General features: G+C 67.8%; 14 protein-coding genes and 1 pseudogene. 6 read left to right on the top strand and 9 right to left on the bottom strand.

The features are described from left to right. Positions 1–85: 85 nt before the first annotated feature. Complete coding sequence (locus PL79_RS14515) at positions 86–4,111, bottom strand: DUF3683 domain-containing protein (protein ID WP_044848606.1); 4,026 nt, start codon at positions 4,109–4,111, stop codon at positions 86–88. Here PL79_RS14515 and PL79_RS37160 point away from each other — a divergent pair. The 3 genes and pseudogenes from PL79_RS37160 (at position 4,097) to queF (ending at position 7,053) form a co-directional block, all read left to right on the top strand. After that, positions 4,097–4,546 (top strand): annotated as a pseudogene (locus PL79_RS37160) (hypothetical protein). The gene PL79_RS14515 and the pseudogene PL79_RS37160 sit on opposite strands and share 15 nt — an antisense overlap. Positions 4,547–4,686: 140 nt before the next feature. Continuing rightward, the gene (gene ilvA / locus PL79_RS14505) at positions 4,687–6,210 is read left to right on the top strand and encodes a threonine ammonia-lyase, biosynthetic (protein ID WP_044848605.1); all 1,524 of its coding nucleotides are present in this window, start codon (positions 4,687–4,689) and stop codon (positions 6,208–6,210) included. Positions 6,211–6,222: 12 nt separating this feature from the next. After that, positions 6,223–7,053: an NADPH-dependent 7-cyano-7-deazaguanine reductase QueF gene (gene queF / locus PL79_RS14500; protein ID WP_044848604.1), complete on the top strand. Its 831-nt coding sequence runs from the start codon at positions 6,223–6,225 to the stop codon at positions 7,051–7,053. 83 nt (positions 7,054–7,136) lie between these two features. Here the strand turns inward: queF and PL79_RS14495 are convergent, their stop codons facing one another. The 3 genes from PL79_RS14495 to PL79_RS14485 all read right to left on the bottom strand — a co-directional run bounded on the left by PL79_RS14495 (position 7,137) and on the right by PL79_RS14485 (position 10,060). Next, the gene (locus PL79_RS14495; protein WP_014896068.1) at positions 7,137–7,523 is read right to left on the bottom strand and encodes a RidA family protein; all 387 of its coding nucleotides are present in this window, start codon (positions 7,521–7,523) and stop codon (positions 7,137–7,139) included. 123 nt (positions 7,524–7,646) lie between these two features. Beyond that, positions 7,647–9,128 (bottom strand): N-acyl-D-amino-acid deacylase family protein, encoded by a 1,482-nt coding sequence (locus PL79_RS14490; RefSeq protein WP_044848603.1) that lies wholly within the window; start codon positions 9,126–9,128, stop codon positions 7,647–7,649. Positions 9,129–9,130: 2 nt separating this feature from the next. Continuing rightward, positions 9,131–10,060, bottom strand: coding sequence for a MurR/RpiR family transcriptional regulator (locus PL79_RS14485; RefSeq protein WP_044848602.1), 930 nt, complete (start codon positions 10,058–10,060; stop codon positions 9,131–9,133). Between the two features lie 119 nt (positions 10,061–10,179). Between PL79_RS14485 and PL79_RS14480 the strand changes: the two genes are divergently transcribed. Beyond that, entirely contained in the window at positions 10,180–11,460 is a 1,281-nt protein-coding gene (locus tag PL79_RS14480; protein ID WP_044848601.1) for an amino acid deaminase, read from the top strand. A gap of 178 nt (positions 11,461–11,638) precedes the next feature. Continuing rightward, positions 11,639–12,220: a DJ-1/PfpI family protein gene (locus PL79_RS14475; RefSeq protein WP_044848600.1), complete on the top strand. Its 582-nt coding sequence runs from the start codon at positions 11,639–11,641 to the stop codon at positions 12,218–12,220. Positions 12,221–12,340: 120 nt separating this feature from the next. Here the strand turns inward: PL79_RS14475 and PL79_RS14470 are convergent, their stop codons facing one another. After that, entirely contained in the window at positions 12,341–12,787 is a 447-nt protein-coding gene (locus tag PL79_RS14470; protein WP_044848599.1) for a MarR family winged helix-turn-helix transcriptional regulator, read from the bottom strand. A gap of 34 nt (positions 12,788–12,821) precedes the next feature. Further along, on the bottom strand, positions 12,822–14,417 hold the full coding sequence (locus PL79_RS14465; protein WP_044848598.1) for an MDR family MFS transporter: 1,596 nt from the start codon (positions 14,415–14,417) through the stop codon (positions 12,822–12,824). Between the two features lie 110 nt (positions 14,418–14,527). Between PL79_RS14465 and PL79_RS14460 the strand changes: the two genes are divergently transcribed. Further along, positions 14,528–15,370, top strand: a complete 843-nt coding sequence (locus tag PL79_RS14460; protein ID WP_044848597.1) for an EcsC family protein — start codon at positions 14,528–14,530, stop codon at positions 15,368–15,370. Here the strand turns inward: PL79_RS14460 and PL79_RS14455 are convergent. The 3 genes from PL79_RS14455 to PL79_RS14445 all read right to left on the bottom strand — a co-directional run bounded on the left by PL79_RS14455 (position 15,340) and on the right by PL79_RS14445 (position 17,988). Further along, a complete protein-coding gene (locus PL79_RS14455; protein WP_044848596.1) occupies positions 15,340–16,302 on the bottom strand; it encodes an alpha/beta hydrolase in 963 nt (320 codons plus the stop codon). The two genes, PL79_RS14460 and PL79_RS14455, sit on opposite strands and share 31 nt — an antisense overlap. Before the next feature lie 116 nt (positions 16,303–16,418). Next, the gene (locus tag PL79_RS14450) at positions 16,419–16,853 is read right to left on the bottom strand and encodes a CHRD domain-containing protein (protein ID WP_044848607.1); all 435 of its coding nucleotides are present in this window, start codon (positions 16,851–16,853) and stop codon (positions 16,419–16,421) included. 361 nt (positions 16,854–17,214) lie between these two features. Further along, entirely contained in the window at positions 17,215–17,988 is a 774-nt protein-coding gene (locus PL79_RS14445) for a class II aldolase/adducin family protein (protein ID WP_044848595.1), read from the bottom strand. Positions 17,989–18,161: the final 173 nt, after the last annotated feature.

The raw sequence follows: 18,161 nt of genomic DNA, 5'->3' as shown, positions 1-18,161 counted from the left end.
CGTCGCTCCCATGTGGACGGGCGCCGGCGCATCTGCGCCGGCGCCCGCTCATTCCTGGCCCGATCGGGCGGTCGTCATGCCCGCATTAGACCAGCACGCGCTCGATCCCGCCATTGTTCGCGTGTGCGACATAGTCGGCCATCCAGTTCTCGCCGAGCACCTGGCGCGCGATCTCGACCACGATGTAGTCGGCCTCGAGGTTCGCATCCTCGTTGTAGCGCGACAGGCCCTGCAGGCACGACGGGCAGCTCGTCAGGATCTTCACGTCCGGGCCGTTCGCGCTCGCGGCGACCGGCGCGGGTGCGCTGCCGGCCACGACCGGGATGCTGCGCAGCTTCGCGGCGCCCTTGCGGATTTCCTCTTCCTTGCGGAAGCGGACCTGCGTGGAGATGTCCGGACGCGTGACCGCCAGCGTGCCCGACTCACCGCAGCAGCGCTCGTTCTTCTCGATCTTGTAGCCGTCCTTCTCCGCGCCCATCAGCTCGTTGACGAGCTTCACCGGGTCCATCGTCTTGATCGGCGTGTGGCACGGGTCGTGATACATGTAGCGCGTGCCCGTCACGCCGTCGAGCTTCATCCCCTTCTCGAGCAGGAACTCGTGGATGTCGATGATCCGGCAGCCCGGGAAGATCTTGTCGAATTCGTAGCCCGCGAGCTGGTCGTAGCAGGTGCCGCACGACACGACCACCGTCTTGATGTCGAGGTAGTTCAGCGTGTTCGCGACCCGGTGGAACAGCACGCGGTTGTCGGTGACGATCTTCTCGGCCTTGTCGTACTGGCCCGAGCCGCGCTGCGGATAACCGCAGCACAGGTAGCCCGGCGGCAGCACGGTCTGCACGCCCGCTTCCCACAGCATCGCCTGCGTCGCGAGGCCGACCTGCGAGAACAGGCGCTCGGAGCCGCAGCCGGGGAAGTAGAACACCGCTTCCGAATCGACGGTCGTCGACTTCGGGTTGCGGATGATCGGCACGATCTTGTTGTCCTCGATGTCGAGCAGCGCGCGCGCCGTCTTCTTCGGCAGGTTGCCCGGCATCTTCTTGTTGACGAAGTGGATCACCTGCTCGACCACGGGCGGCTTGCCGACCGTCGCCGGCGGGTGCTGCGTCTGCTTCGTCACGACCTTCTTCAGCATGTCGTTCGCGAAGCGCTGCACCTTGTAGCCGACGCCCATCATCACGCCGCGCGCGGCGTTGATCGTCTGCGGATTGGTCGCGTTCAGGAAGAACATGCCCGCCGCATTGCCGGCGTTGAACTTCTTCTTGCCCATCTTGCGCAACAGGTTGCGCATGTTCATCGTGACGTCGCCGAAGTCGATCTTCACCGGGCACGGCGTCGCGCACTTGTGGCACACCGTGCAGTGATCGGCCACGTCGTTGAACTCGTCCCAGTGCTTGATCGACACGCCGCGGCGCGTCTGCTCCTCGTACAGGAACGCCTCGACCAGCAGCGAGGTCGCGAGGATCTTGTTGCGCGGGCTGTACAGCAGGTTCGCGCGCGGCACGTGGGTCGCGCACACCGGCTTGCACTTGCCGCAGCGCAGGCAGTCCTTCACCGAATCGGCGATCGCGCCAATGTCGGACTGCTGCATGATCAGCGACTCGTAGCCCATCAGCCCGAAGCTCGGCGTGTACGCGTTGCGCAGGTCGGCGCCGTCGAGCAGCTTGCCCTTGTTGAAACGGCCGTTCGGGTCGACGCGCTGCTTGTACGCGCGGAATTCGGCGATCTCGTCGTCGGTCAGGAACTCGAGCTTCGTGATGCCGATCCCGTGTTCGCCGGAGATCACGCCGTCGAGCGAGCGCGCAAGCGTCATGATGCGCGCGACCGCCGCGTGCGCATCCTGCAGCATCTCGTAGTTGTCGGAGTTGACCGGGATGTTGGTGTGGACGTTGCCGTCGCCCGCGTGCATGTGCAGCGCGACGAACACGCGACCGCGCAGCACCTGCTTGTGGATCGCCTGCGCCTCATCGAGGATCTGCTTGAACGCGCCGCCGTTGAAGATCGCGCGCAGCTCCGCGCGGATCTCCTGCTTCCACGAGATGCGGACCGTGCGGTCCTGCGTGACGTGGAACACGGTCGCGCCCGGCTGCTCGTCCGCGCGATCGGCGAACTTCTCGGCAAGCGCCTCGTAGCCGAGCTGCACGAGGTAGTGCTGCGCCTCGCGCAGCGGCTGGTCGAGCCGGTCGCGCACGAATTCCCAGCGTGCGCGCACGCGCTTGAGCAGCTCCAGCGCCTGCTGCACGCGATCCTCGAGCAGTTCGGCGCTCGGGATCTCGTTTGCGTCGTCGGTCTTGCCGAGCGGCAGGTTGCCGGCGCGGAAGAACGCTTCGAGCGCGTCGACCAGCTGCAGCTTGTTCTTCAGCGACAGCTCGATGTTGATCCGCTCGATGCCGTCGGTGTACTCGCCCATCCGGTTCAGCGGGATCACGACGTCTTCGTTGATCTTGAACGCGTTGGTGTGCTTCGCGATCGCGGCCGTGCGGCTGCGGTCGAGCCAGAAGCGCTTGCGCGCCTCCGCGCTGATCGCGACGAAGCCTTCGCCGCTCTTGCCGTTCGCCATCCGGATCACTTCGGACGTCGCGTGCGCGACCGCGTCGGCGTCATCGCCGACGATGTCGCCGATCAGCACCATCTTGGGGAATGCGTTGCGCTTGCTCTTGGTCGCGTAGCCGACCGCGCGCAGGTAGCGCTCGTCGAGGTGCTCGAGGCCCGCGAGGATCGCGCCGCCCTGCTTCGACGTTTCGAACAGGTAGTCCTTGATCTCGACGATGCTCGGGATCGCCTCGCGCGCCTGGCCGAAGAATTCGAGACAGACGGTGCGCGTGTGCGCGGGCATCTTGTGCAGCACCCAGCGCGCGGACGTGATCAGCCCGTCGCAGCCTTCCTTCTGCACGCCCGGCAGGCCGGCGAGGAACTTGTCGGTCACGTCCTTGCCGAGGCCTTCCTTGCGGAACCGGCGGCCTTCGATCTCGAGCATCTCGGTCTTCAGCAGCTTCTCGCCCGGCGCATACGCGCCGTCGAACCACTTCAGCTCGAAACGCGCGACCGCGATGTCGTGGATCTTGCCCTGGTTGTGCTCGTGGCGCGTGACTTCGAGCCAGTTGCCGTCCGGGTCGACCATCCGCCACCAGGCCAGGTTGTCGAGCGCGGTGCCCCACAGCACGGCCTTCTTGCCGCCGGCGTTCATCGCGACGTTGCCGCCGATGCACGATGCGTCGAGCGAGGTCGGGTCGACCGCGAACACGTAGCCGGCCGCTTCGGCCGCTTCCGTCACGCGGCGCGTGACGACGCCCGCGCCGGAGAAGATCGTCGGCACCTTGTGCGCGACGCCCGGCAGTTCGGTGAGTTCGACCGCGCCGAGCTGTTCGAGCTTCTCGGTGTTGATCACCGCGGAGAACGGCGTGAGCGGCACCGCGCCGCCCGTGTAGCCGGTGCCGCCGCCACGCGGGATCACGGTCAGGCCAAGCTCGAAGCAGGCCTTGATCAGGCCCGCGATCTCGGCTTCGGTATCGGGGGTCAGCACGACGAACGGGTATTCGACGCGCCAGTCGGTCGCGTCGGTCACGTGCGACACGCGCGACAGCCCGTCGAAACGGATGTTGTCCTTCTGCGTGCAGCGGCCGAGCGCCTTGGTCGCGCGGCGGCGCAGGTCGGCCATCTTGTCGAATTCATCGGCGAACTCGTCGACCGCGCGCTGCGCGGCGGCCTCGAGCATCTCGACGCGCTCGGCGCGTTCGCGGCCCGCGTCGTCGTGGTGCGCGGTCAGGTCGGCGCGGCGGCGTTTGCCGATCTCGGTCAGGCGGTGGTTCAGCGCCTCGATCAGCAGCGCGCGGCGCTTCGGGTTGTCGAGCAGGTCGTCCTGCAGGTACGGGTTGCGGCGCACGACCCAGATATCGCCGAGCACCTCATACAGCATCCGTGCCGAGCGGCCCGTGCGGCGTTCGGCGCGCAGTTCGTCGAGCACCGACCACGCCTCCGCGCCGAGCAGGCGGATCACGATCTCGCGGTCGGAGAAGGACGTGTAGTTGTAGGGAATCTCGCGCAGACGGGGCGCGGGGTCGGCGGCGACGGCGGCGGCCGCGCCATGCGGATCGAAAACTTGTGGTGCGTTCATGTTCGGACGACTCGGAGGGCCGATACACCGTGCAGGGGCGTCGGCAAGCGCGTGGGCGCAATCTTGGGGAAATCTGTTCTGTTGCCAGGCGTGCGACTAACTCGCATGGGGCCGAAACGGGACTGAACTCACCGTTCCCGACGGGTGGGGCCTGGCGGCACTCGGAGCCATCAGCACGATCGCGCGCGGCGCGCATGCCGCTCCGCCGCGGGGCTGGCTGCGCGCGGCGTCGGCTTCAACGGGGCGATCCGAGGGTGCCTCTGCATCTTCCGATCCTTGATTCAAAACGGAATTCTAACCCATGATCGGGCCACGCGTGACACGCCGGACAGGTCGTGGGGCTATCGCCGCAAGCCGCGCCGGGCTTGGCTCGGCACGTTTTCGCGCCGGAATTCGCCGTCCGTCCGGTCGGTAACCATGCGGTTAAACCGGTAAAAAGGGACGCCTCATGCGGCCAACACGCCCGCCGGCGCGGTTCCGCGACCGTGCGCCCGGCATGCCGCTTGCGTGCGGACCGACCCTTGGCGCTATCATTGATCCTTTACCGTCTGCTTCCGCACTGCACGCGAGCGCCCATGGCATCCCACGATTACCTGAAGAAAATCCTCACCGCGCGCGTCTACGACGTCGCGCTCGAGACGGAACTCGAACCCGCCCGCAACCTGTCGGCCCGGCTGCACAACCCTGTTTACCTGAAGCGCGAGGACAACCAGCCGGTGTTCTCGTTCAAGCTGCGCGGCGCGTACAACAAGATGGCGCACATTCCGGCCGACGCGCTCGCGCGCGGCGTGATCACGGCATCGGCCGGCAATCATGCGCAGGGCGTCGCGTTCTCGGCGGCCCGGATGGGCGTGAAGGCCGTGATCGTCGTGCCGGTCACGACGCCGCAGGTGAAAGTCGATGCGGTACGCGCGCACGGCGGCCCGAGCGTCGAGGTGATCCAGGCGGGCGAGTCGTACAGCGATGCATACGCGCACGCGGTCAAGGTTCAGGCTGAACGCGACCTCACGTTCGTCCACCCGTTCGACGATCCGTACGTGATCGCCGGCCAGGGCACGATCGCGATGGAAATCCTGCGTCAGCACCAGGGTCCGATTCACGCGATCTTCGTGCCGATCGGCGGCGGCGGGCTCGCGTCCGGCGTGGCGGCCTACGTCAAGGCGGTGCGGCCGGAGATCAAGGTGTTCGGCGTGCAGGCCGAGGATTCGTGCGCGATGGCGCAGTCGCTGCAGAAGGGCGAGCGCGTCGAACTGAGCGAGGTCGGCCTGTTCGCGGACGGCACGGCGGTAAAGCTCGTCGGCGAGGAAACCTTCCGGCTGTGCCGCGAATTCCTCGACGGCGTACTGACGGTCGACACCGACGCGCTGTGCGCGGCGATCAAGGACGTATTCCAGGATACGCGCAGCGTGCTCGAGCCGTCCGGCGCGCTCGCGGTCGCGGGCGCGAAACAGTATGCGGAACGCGAAGGCATCGAGAACCAGACGCTCGTCGCGGTCACGTCCGGCGCGAACATGAACTTCGACCGGATGCGCTTCGTCGCCGAACGCGCGGAAGTGGGCGAGGCGCGCGAAGCCGTGTTCGCCGTCACGATCCCCGAGGAGCGCGGCAGCTTCAAGCGCTTCTGCTCGCTCGTCGGCGATCGCAACGTGACCGAGTTCAACTACCGGATCGCCGATGCGCAGTCCGCGCACATCTTCGTCGGCGTGCAGATCAAGCGGCGCGGCGAGTCGGAGGAGATCGCCGCGAACTTCGAGTCGCACGGCTTCAAGACCGTCGACCTCACGCACGACGAGCTGTCGAAGGAACATATCCGCTACATGGTGGGCGGCCGCTCGCCGCTCGCGCTTGAAGAGCGCCTGTTCCGCTTCGAATTCCCGGAACGGCCGGGCGCGCTGATGAAGTTCCTGTCGTCGATGGCGCCGGACTGGAACATCAGCCTGTTCCACTACCGCAACCAGGGCGCGGACTACAGCTCGATCCTCGTCGGGCTGCAGGTGCCGCAGGCCGATCGCGCCGAGTTCGAACGCTTCCTCGCGGCGCTCGGCTATCCGTATGTCGAGGAGAGCGCCAATCCGGCGTACCGCCTCTTCCTGTCGTAAAGGCTTCGTGCAATGAATCCCGAACATTCCCCGCTCGGCAAGGCGACCGTCTACGCAGCGCAGTACGACGCGTCGCTGCTGTTCCCGATCCCGCGCGCCGGGGCGCGCGAGCAGCTCGGCATCACGTCCGCGCTGCCGTTCTTCGGCACCGATATCTGGAACGCGTACGAACTGTCGTGGCTCAACGCACGCGGCAAGCCGCAGCTCGCGGTCGCGACGTTCTACGTGCCGGCCGAATCGCCGAACATCGTCGAATCGAAGTCGTTCAAGCTGTATCTCGGCTCGTTCGCGCAATCGAAGTTCGACTCGCTCGACGCGGTGCGCGATGTGCTGAAGCGCGACGTGTCGGCCGCATGCGGCGCGAGCGTGTCGGTGCAGTTGGTGTCGCCGCACGATTTCGGCAAGCTCGAGATGGAAGAGCTCGACGGGCTGTCGCTCGATCGGCTCGACCTCGACACCGACGTGTACGAACCCGATCCGTCGCTGCTGTCGGCCGCCGACGCCGAGGACGAAGCGCCGGTCGAGGAAACGCTCGTGTCCGACCTACTGCGCTCGAACTGCCCGGTCACCGGCCAGCCCGACTGGGGCAGCGTGCAGATTCACTACGTCGGGCCGCAGATCGATCACGCAGGGCTGCTGCGCTACATCATCTCGTTCCGCAATCACACGGGCTTTCACGAGCAGTGCGTCGAGCGGATCTTCCTCGACATCCTGCATGCGTGCAAACCGGTGAAGCTCGCGGTGTATGCGCGCTACACGCGGCGCGGCGGGCTCGACATCAATCCGTTCCGCACGAATTACAACCAGCCGATGCCGGACAACGCGCGGACTGCGCGGCAGTAATAGCGGCCCGCCTGTTACGAAACAGCCCCGCCGGCTCGCGCCGACGGGGCTGTTTCACTGTGCGCAGGGGATGCCCGCCCGCATTACTTCACCGGCGCCTTGTAAGCGATGCAATCGACCTCGACCTTGCAGTCGATGACCATGCTCGACTGCACGCACGCGCGTGCCGGCGGATGCTCGCCGAAGTACGACACGAACACCTTGTTGAACGACGCGAAATCGCGTGCGTCGTCGAGCCACACGCCGCAGCGCACGACGTGTTCCAGGCCGTAGCCGGCTTCCTTCAGGATCGCGATCACGTTCTCGATCGTCTGCTTCGACTGCGTGACGATCCCGCCTTCGACGACCTCGCCGTTCACCATCGGCGTCTGGCCCGACACGTACAGCCAGCCGTCGGCCTCGACCGCGCGTGCAAACGGCATCACCTGCCCGCCGGTACCCTTCGCTTCGCCTACGCCATATCGCTTCATCGTTTCACTCCTGGTTGGTCGACCGGCCTCGGCGCGCACGCGCCGGCGCCGGTCCCATGCAACGCACGGTTGCGGATGCGCGCGCCGGCATGGCGCACGCGGCAAATCGGATCAGGACCGCGTTCAGAACGCGGCGTCGGCACTCGCCGGCACGCGCTCGCCGCGCGCGACGAAACCGCCGGCGCGCTCGCCGGTCGGCTGGCCGTTCTCATAAGTCAGCACGCCGTTCACCCACACCGCGTCGATCCCGTGCGCGGGCTGCTGCGGCTTCTCGAACGTCGCGGCGTCGATCACGCGCGCGGGATCGAACAGCACGAGATCCGCGTGGTAGCCGACGTGCACTTCGCCGCGCCGCGCGATCCCGTAGCGGCGCGCGGACAGCGACGTCATCTTGCGGATCGCCTCCTCGAGCGGCAGCAGGTTCGTGTCGCGCACGTAATGGCCGAGCACGCGCGGGAACGCGCCCCACAGCCGCGGATGCGGCAGCGGATCATTCGGCAGGCCGTCCGAGCCGACCATCGTCGCCGGATGCGACAGGATGCGGCGCACGTCGTCCTCGGACATGTTGTGGTACACGGCGCCGGCCGGACGGATCCGCTGCGCGGCTTCCTGCTCGGTCACGCCCCAGTCGGCCGCGATCGCCTTCAGCAGCTTGCCGGCGACTTCGGGATGCGGTTCCGACCACGTGATCGTGATGTCGATGTCGCCCGTCACCTGCTTCAGGTCGAGCGTCGACGAGCTGCGGCTGTACGGATAGCAGTCGCAGCCGACCGGCTGGTAGCGGCGCGCGCCTTCGAGCGACGCGAGCACCTCGGTGCTGCGGCCCCAGTTCGACGGGCCCGCGCACTTCAGGTGCGAGATCACGACCGGCACCTGCGCGTGACGGCCGACGCGGTAAGCCTCGTCCATCGCGTCGAGGATCGCGTCGAACTCGGTGCGCATATGCGTCGTGTACAGCGCGCCCGCGTTCGCGAGCGGCTCGGCAAGCGCCATCACTTCCTCGGCCGGCGCCGCGAACGCGGAGCCGTACGCAAGGCCCGACGACAGCCCGAGCGCGCCGTTCGCGAGCGCTTCCTCGAGTTGCGTGCGCATCCCGGCGATTTCGCCGTCGGTCGCCGCGCGGTCGAGGCGGTCCATCTGGTTGTTGCGCAGCGCGGTGTGCCCGACGAGCGCCGCGACGTTCACGGCCGGACGCGCGTCGTTCACCGCCGCGACGTAGGCAGCGAAGGTCGGATAGCGGAACGCGTCGCGATCGCCGAGCAGGTTCATCGGGTCGGGCGGATCGCCCGCGAGCGTCACCGGCGACGCGCTGATCCCGCAGTTGCCGACGATCACGGTCGTCACGCCCTGCGAGATCTTCGGCAGCATCTCGGGCGCGCGGATCACGTGCGTGTCGTCGTGCGTGTGCACGTCGACGAAGCCGGGCGCGAGCGCGCGGCCGTTCGCATCGACGACGGTCTCGGCAAGCCAGTTCGACAGGTTGCCGATCGCCGCGATCACGCCGTTGCGGATCGCGACGTCGCGCGTGACGGGCGGTGCGCCCGTGCCGTCGTACAGCTGCGCGCCGACGATCAGCGTATCGGCGGCTTCGGGATGCGAATGCATGGTCAGTCTCCTACCGGTTGACGGTCTCCGCCGCCGCGGTGCGCATCGAGCGCATGCTTGATGCGGCGCAGCGATTCTCGGCCCGCATCGCCGAGCCGCAGCGCGACTCCGGTGACGAGCACGTCGATCGCCATCATCATCGCGTAGCGCGATGTCGAAGGCTTGTAGATGAAATCGGTTTCGAACGCGACGACCGGGATCAGGTGGTCGGCGAGCTTCGCGAGCGGCGACGCCGGCGCGGTGATCGCAATCAGCTTCGCGCCGTAGCGCTTCGCGAGGCGGCAGCTCTCGAGCAGCTCGGGCACGCGCCCGCTCACCGACAGCGCGACGACCACGGTGTCGCGCGACAGCGTCGCCGACACCATCCGCTGCAGCAGGCTGTCCTGGTAGCTCGCGACCGGCCGCCCGAAGCGCACGAGCCGGAAGCGCAGTTCGTCGGCGAGCGCGGTCGAGCCGCCGCCCTGCCCGTACACGTAGACCATCTTCGCGCCGGCGAGGAGATCGGCCGCGGCATCGAACGACGTGTTGCGCAGCAGCTGGTGGTTTTGCGCGAGCGCGACGCGGATCTCGTCGTAGACGACCGATGCCGGGCTCGCGTCCACTTCCGCGGGCTCGCCGGACGGCACGAGAAAGCGCTGGCCGACCGCCGCCGCCTGCGCGACGAGCACCTTCAGTTCGCGCACGTCGCGGCAGCCGACGGCCTTCGCGAACCGCGTGACCGTCGCGACGCTGACTTCCGCGTCGCGCGCGAGCGCGCCGATGCTCGCATGCGCGGCGCGCGCGAGATCGGCAAGGATGAAGGCCGCGACCTTGCGTTCGGCCTCGCGCAGCTCGGGCGCGCATTCGGCGATCCGCGCAACGATGTCGAGGACCGGCTGGGCAACCGGTTGCTCGGCGGTGAACGGAACGGACGGAGTGGCGGACGAATTCATCTGCTGAAAAGGGTGTGGCGCTTTATGTTACTAAATAACATCACCGCGCCGATGCTACTTTCTGTACCATCTGCATGTCAACTTCAGTGCAATGCATAGTGATGATGGAGCGGGATGACATGAAAGTTACAAACTATCAGGAACCGACAATCAATCCGTTGGGCAAGGGCCTCGGCAACCTGCCGAGCGCGAGCGTGCCGCTCGACGACGCAGGCCGCCTCGAGTGGAACCTGCTCGCGGAAGACGTCAGCCTGCCGGCAGCGGTGCTGTACGAGGATCGTATCGAACACAATCTGAACTGGATGCAGGCGTTCGTCCAGCAGTACGGCGCGCAGTTCGCGCCGCACGGCAAGACGACGATGGCGCCGCAACTGTTCCGCCGCCAGCTCGCCGCCGGCGCGTGGGGCATCACGCTCGCGACCGCGCACCAGACGCAGGCCGCGTATCACGGCGGCGTGCGCCGCGTGCTGCTCGCGAACCAGCTGGTCGGCCGCCAGAACATGACGATCATCGCGGGGCTGCTGTCCGATCCCGACTTCGAATTCTTCTGCCTCGTCGACTCGGCCGACAGCGTCGACCAGCTCGGCCGCTTCTTCGGCGAAGCGAAGAAAACGCTGAACGTGCTGATCGAACTCGGCGTGCCGGGCGGCCGCGCGGGCGTGCGCGACGCCGCGCAGCGCACCGCCGTGCTCGACGCGATCGCGCGCTATCCGGAAACGCTGAAGCTGGCCGGCATCGAACTCTACGAAGGCGTGCTGAAGGAGGAAGGCGAGATCCGCGCATTCCTGCAGGACGCGGTCGCGTTCACGCGCGAGCTGGCCGAAGCCGGCCGCTTCGCGCGCACGCCGGCGATCCTGTCGGGTGCCGGCTCGGCGTGGTACGACGTGGTCGCGGAGGAATTCGCGAAGGCGTCCGATGACGGTTTCGCGGAAGTCGTGCTGCGTCCGGGCTGCTACCTGACGCACGACGTCGGCATCTACAAGAAGGCGCAGACCGACGTGTTCGCGCGCAACCCGATCGCCCGCAGGATGGGCGAAGGGCTGCTGCCGGCTCTGCAGCTGTGGGCGTACGTGCAATCGGTGCCGGAAGCCGACCGCGCGATCATCGCGCTCGGCAAGCGCGACGCGGCGTTCGACGCGGGCCTGCCCGAGCCGGCGCGCCACTTCCGCCCGGGTCGCGACAGCGCGCCGCGCGATGTCGCCGCGAGCGAAGGCTGGGCCGTCACCGGGATGATGGACCAGCACGCGTACCTGCAGATCCCGCCGGGCGCGGACGTGAAGGTCGGCGACATGGTCGCGTTCGATATCTCGCATCCGTGCCTGACGTTCGACAAGTGGCGCCAGCTGCTCGTGCTCGATCCGCAGTTCCGCGTGACGGAAGTCGTCGAAACCTTCTTCTGAGGCCTGGCGCGCCATCGCGCCGCCTCGCCGCCCCACCGCAGCGCGGGGCGGCCGTCACGCGCGCTTCAATCTGCCGGAGTACACTGCGCTTTCGTCCTTGGGGCTGCTTCGCCGCCGCAGCGCATGCCTGCCGCGCCCGGCGCGAACGGCCCCTCAACGCTGTTCAATGGAGAAAGCCATGGCCGCGAAGAAGATCCTGTTCCTGACCGGTGATTTCGCCGAAGACTACGAAACGATGGTGCCGTTCCAGGCGCTGCAGGCCGTCGGTCATCACGTCGATGCAGTCTGCCCGGGCAAGCGCGCGGGCGACAAGGTCAAGACCGCGATCCACGATTTCGAGGGCGACCAGACCTACACCGAGAAGCCCGGCCACAACTTCACGCTGAACGCGACGTTCGACGACGTCGATGCGGCGGGCTACGACGCGCTCGCGATCGCGGGCGGTCGCGCGCCGGAATACCTGCGTCTCGACGCGAAGGTGATCGCGCTGGTGCGCGCGTTCGCCGAAGCCGGCAAGCCGATCGCCGCGATCTGCCATGCGGCGCAGCTGCTCGCGGCCGCCGACGTGATCCGCGGCAAGCGCATCTCGGCCTACCCGGCCTGCGCGCCCGAAGTGAAGCTCGCGGGCGGCGAATATGCGGACATCCCGGTCGACGCGGCCGTGACCGACGCGCCGTTCGTCACCGCGCCCGCGTGGCCCGCGCATCCGGCCTGGCTCGCGCAGTTCCTCGCGCTGCTCGGCACGCGCATCGAGCTGTGAACGAGGTGGAGTGAATTGAAGTGAAACGCCGGCCGGCGGCGGGTTCGCGCAGCCCGCATGCCGTGCCGATCAAGACCGGCCGACGGGGCGCATCCCGTCGCGCCGCTTCCGCCCCGCCCTTCAGCGCGATGCCGGCGTCGAGCCGACATCCGCAATCCGCGACTCCAGCATCGCCAGCGCGCCCGACAGGGCGGTCAGCACGTCGTCCGGCAGTTGCGCCATCGTCTGGTCGAGGAACGCCTTGCGGCGCGGCAAGCACGCGTCGAACGCGGCGCGGCCCTCGGCGGTCAGCGTGACGTTGGTCACGCGGTTGTCGCGCGCATCGGACGCGCGCTCGATCCAGCCGAGCGCGTCGAGCGACTTCAACTGGCGCGTGAGCGCGCCCGGATCGATGCGCAGCACCTCGACGAGCTTCTTCTGCGACGAATGCCCGTCCATCGTGTGCAGCGCGACCATGATGCGCCAGCGCGGCATCGGCTGCCCGACGTGCGTTTCGAACGCGGTCATGAACGCGCGATACGTGCGTCCGAATTGCTGCAAGATCGCGACGCGGTCCTGTTCTTCCATGCGCTGATGCCTACTCGTTCAATCGGTGAATCGTTCAATCGGCCGCGACATGCGGCTCGATCTTGTGCCGCAGCGCGATCGGCGGCACGCGGCGGGACTGCCACACCGACACCACGGCGACGACGGCCGCCATCGCGACACCCAGGTGAATCGCGCCGACCAGCGATTCGCGGGCCGTTTCCAGCAGCAGCGCGCCATTATGCCCGGCGCGGGTCAGCTCCGCGACCAGACCGCCTTGCGCGGCGCGGTCGATCAGGATCTGCGGATCGGCGAGCTGCGCGTGCCACTGCAGCGCATGCTCGCCCGACAGCGCGTCGCGCACGCCGCTCGAATACATCTGGTTGACCAGCGTGCCCGTGAGCGCGGTGCCGATCATCCCGCCGACCATCCGCAGCGACTGCAGCAGCGCGGTCGCGATGCCGAGGTGCTCGCGGCCGGCCGTCTGCTGCGCGAACACGGTGAGGTTCGGCAGCACGAAGCCGAGGCCGATGCCGCCCGCGACCATCAGCGCCATCAGCATCCAGGTCGGCGTCGTGTGCGTCGACACGACGATGCCCGCGCATGCGATCGCGAACAGCACGAAACCGACGTGCAGCATCGCGTTCGGATTGCGGATGCGCGTGACGACGCGGCCGTTCATGATGCTGCCGATCGTGATGAACACGACGAGCGGCGTGATCACGAGCCCCGCCGCCTTCGGCGACATCCCGAAGCCGCCCTGGAACAGCAGCGGTGCGTAGAACAGCAGCGAGAACATCGAGAAGCCGGCGAGGATCGCGAGCACGAACAGCGCCGACAGCGCGCGGTTGCCGAACATGTCGAACGGCAGAATCGGCTGCGCGCAGCGCTTTTCCCAATGCCACAAGCCGATGCCGGCGCCGACCGCGACGACCAGCAGCAGCGAAGCCCAACTCATCACGCCGTACTTCGGCAGCCATTCGACGAACAGCTGCAGCGCGCCGAGCGAGACCGCGATCAGGAGCGCGCCGGGCCAGTCGAGCCGCATCTTGCGGTCGTGCTCGACGTGCCGCAGGTGCGGCAGGTAGCGCCACACGAAGAACAGCGACAGCAGGCCGACCGGCAGGTTGACGTAGAACACCGAGCGCCAGCCGAACGACTGGGTCAGGATCCCGCCGAGCGACGGTCCGACCGCGTTCGCGATGCCGAACGCGGAGCTCATCAGCACCTGCCAGCGCAACCGCACGACGGAATCGGGGAACAAATCGGGAATGCACGCGAACGCGGTACCGACCAGCATCCCGCCGCCGATCCCCTGCAGGCCGCGCGCGAGCACCAGGAACAGCATGTCGTTGGCCATCCCGCACAGCACCGACGCGCCGGTGAACACGACGATCGACGCGATCACGAACGGCTTGCGGCCGTAGTAGTCGCCGAGGCGGCCGAAGATCGGCACGGTGATCACGGAACTGAGCAGGTACGAGGTCGCGACCCACGCATACAGGTCGAAGCCCCTCAACTCGGCGACGATGGTCGGCAACGCGGTGCCGACGACCGTCTGGTCGAGCGCGACGAGCATGGTGACGAACGAGATCCCGATCATCGCCAGCAGCGACTCGCGGAACGGCAGGACTTGCCCGCTCGAATGGTGGGCGGCAGTATGGACGGCCATTTTTTGTTGATGCAACTTTTGACGAGTCAAACAATCTCAAAATTCTAGCACGGCGGAGTAATCTAGGCCGGCGAAGGTGCGGGGCCCGTTCCCCACCATCAAGGAGAAAGATGGAACCGATTTCAATCACGCCTGCCGCGACGCTGTCGCCGGAAGACCAGGACGCGTTGCGACGCGCGAAACAGGTGCTGGAAAGCCCGTCGCTGACGATGAAGCTGACGGGCGTGCTGGGCGCGCCGGTCGAGAAGATGATCGCGCGGCTGCCGGACTTCGCGACCGGCAAGATCAACGACGCGACGCAGCTTGCGCTGCGCAAGTGCCTGAACATCGCGCTGCGCACGCTCGGCAAGCCGCAGACGCCCGATGCCGAGCCGGACAAGCCGAGCAACCTGCTGCACAAGCTCGCGGTCGCGACGACCGGCGCGGCGGGCGGCGCGTTCGGCTTCCTCGCGCTGCCGGTCGAGCTGCCGGTCACGACCACGCTGATCTTCCGCTCGGTATGCGACATCGCGCGCAGCGAGGGCGAGGACCTGGGCTCGGTGGACACGCAGCTGCAGTGCCTGGCCGTGCTCGGCATGGGCGGCAACCCGGACAAGCGGGAAGAAGACGCCGATCTCGGCTATTTCGTGCTGCGCGGCGCGCTCGCGCAGGCGATTTCGAAGGCGTCGTCGGACATCACGACGAAAGGGATCGCCGCGCACAGCTCGGCGGCGGTGTTCAAGCTCGTGCAGACGGTGGCATCACGCTTCTCGGTGCAGGTCACCGAGCAGATGGCCGCGAAGTCGATCCCGGCGATCGGCGCGGTGCTCGGCGCGACCGTCAACACGCTGTTCATCGACCACTTCCAGCAGATGGCGCACGGCCATTTCACCGTGCGCCGGCTCGAGCGCAAGTACGGCTCGGTGGCCGTGCAGGCCGCGTATCAGGCGATCGACGGCTCGCCCGCGCGCTGAACCGCCCGCTCGACCGCGACGCGGCGCAGGAATGCGGCCGCCCGGTCGAGCGCGGCGCGCGACTCCGGCACCATCGGCGTGTACAGCTGCCACACGTGCGGCATGTCGGGCCACACCTCGATCTCCACCTGCACGCCGGCCGCTTTCGCGCTGTCGGCGACGCGGCGGGCGTCGTCGAGCAGCACCTCGGTGCTGCCGGCCTGGATGAAGAGCGGCGGCAGCCCGGTGAAGTCCGCATAGAGCGGCGACGCGTACGGATGCGTCGCCGATGCGTCGCCCAGATACAGCTGCGCCGCCTTCGGCAGCGCCGCGGCCGCGAACATCGGGTCGAGACCGTCGTTGCTGCGCATCGTCGCGCCGGTGCCGGCCAGGTCGGTCCAGGGCGAGAACAGGATCGCGCCGGCCGGCAACGGTTCGCCGCGATCGCGCAGCGCGACGAGCGTCGCGAGCGCGAGGCCGCCGCCCGCGGAATCGCCGCCGAACACGACCGACTCGGGCGGCGTGCCGAGCGCGAGCAATTGCCGGTACGCGGCCAGCGCGTCGTCGAGCGCGGCCGGGAAGCGGCTCTCGGGTGCGAGCCGGTAATCGAGCGAGAACGAGCGCACGCCCGCGCGCTTGGTGAGACCGAACACGAGCGGCCGATGGGTTTTCGCCGAACAGAAGTAGTAGCCGCCGCCGTGGAAGTACAGCAGCGTGCGGCCGGGCCCGCGCGCGCCGATCGCATGGGTGCGTTCGAGCCATTCGCCGCGCAGCGGCGCATCGCCGGGACGGTAGCATTCGCGCAGCCGGTAGCCCGACGGCGCGCGACGCGGCACGACCATTCTCAGGTCGGTGAAGCGCCGCGCGCGGGCGGGATCGAGCACCGGGCGCGTGGTCTCGGGACGAAACTGCCGGCGCAGCAGCCAGCACACGAACTTGCTTTGCCAACTCATCGAACCTACTCCGTCATCGCCGTGTCACGATGGTACGTGCGATCGTTGCCGCGCCGCTCGACGGGAGCCTCTACATCAAACGCCAGCCTCGGTTTGCCGGCCTAGGTTCGCCTGCCTCAGTTCGCCGGCATCACCTGGCCGCGGATCTCGCCGGCCGGATGCTCCTTCGTGTGCACGTTGAAGTACCACTTGCCGCTCATCAGGTCGGTCACCTGCGCGTCGGTAAGCGCCTTCGATCCCTTGATCGGGCTCGCGAGCTCGTCCTTCGGGATCGGCACCTGCACGCCGGCGTTCTGGCCGACCGGCGCGGGCCCGTGGAAGTGCGCGGCGGTCGCCGGCCCCGTGAGGTGTTCGTAAGTCACCGTCCACTGCAGCAGGTGGCTGGCCGTGTCGTAGGTCGCATCGACGGCGCCGGCGCCCTTGGTCGCGGTGGGCGGCACTTCGCTCGACGGCTGCAGGTTGGCGGACAGGCGCACCGTTTCGGCGGCGGCGCTGCCGGCGGCCAGCACGCCCGCGAGCAACGCCACCTGGAGCAAACGCAGCTTCGGCATGAATTCTCCTTGTACGACGTGGTACGCCACCCGGCCGGGGGACGCTCCATGATGGTAGTCGATCGCCGCCGATCCGGCAGCCCGCGCGTCGCGCGCCAGCCTGACGGAACCTGGAAGAGACCTTTGCAGCACGCGCCCTGAATCTGCGCGCGGCCTTTCGCTACACTTCGTCTCACAGTTGCTTGTTTCCTTCGTCCGAAGGAGTCTGCGAGTATTCACGCGGCCATCCGGCCGCGTTTTTTTTGCCCGTGTCGCACGGGCATGCGGGCATCGTCCGGCACATTCCGCTGCGCTCACCATCAAGCGTCGCGAATCGATTTCGCCGCGGCGGTCGAGCCCGGCACCGCGCCGGCACCGCGCCTCACGCGCGATAGCCGGGATCGACGCGATCGACGATGCGCTGCAACGCATCGAACGCGTCCTGCCCCGCGCCGTGCTTCGGATCGAAATTCAGCGAATCGCGCACGCAGCCCTCGAGCACCAGCGGCGCGATCGGCAGTGCGTCGCCGATCGCATGGGTCGCGACCTGCACCTCGCACGCGCGATTGAGCAGCCACATCAACGAGAAGGTCTGCGCGAGCGTCGCGCCGATCGTCACGGGCCCGTGGTTGCGCAGCAGCAGCACGGGCCGCCCGCCGGCGCTCTCGACGATGCGCCGCCCTTCCTCGAGATGCACGGTGATGCCCTCGAAATCGTGATACGCGATCTTCCCGTACAGCTGCGCCGAATAGAAGTTCGAGAACGACAGCCCGTCGCGCGAGCAGCACACGGCCATCGTGGGTGTCGTATGCACGTGCATCACGCAGTGCGCGTCGGGCAGCGCCGCATGGATCGCGCTGTGGAAGGTGAAGCCGGCCGGATTGATCGGCCAGTCGGAATGGCCGATCACGTTGCCGTCGAGGTCGATCTTCACGAGGTTCGACGCGCACACCTCGCGGTAATGGAGCCCGAACGGATTGATCAGGAAATGACCGTCCTCGCCCGGCACGCGCAGCGAGATATGGTTGTAGATCAGCTCGGTCCAGCCGAGATGGTCGAAGATCCGGTAGGCGGCCGCGAGCTGCACGCGCGCCTGCCACTCGGCTTCGGAAAAACGGGCGGGACGCGTGAACGGCTGGTTGGGTACACGTTGCATGGGGCACTCCGGTTGCGGGCTTGCGCGGCCGCGCGGGCGGCGCGCGTATCGTCCCTCGTCTCCTGGCGGCGCACGCGGCGTGCTTGGCGCACATGGCGCGTGCGGCGCGTCGTTCGGCACCGCTTCCGCCCGCATTGCGCGAGCCGTCCGGCGGCACCCTTCACGATACGCAT

The sequence above is a fragment of the Burkholderia sp. USMB20 genome (genome assembly GCF_000949135.2).
Taxonomy (GTDB): domain Bacteria; phylum Pseudomonadota; class Gammaproteobacteria; order Burkholderiales; family Burkholderiaceae; genus Burkholderia.
This window is presented reverse-complemented; position numbering and strand designations above follow the sequence as displayed.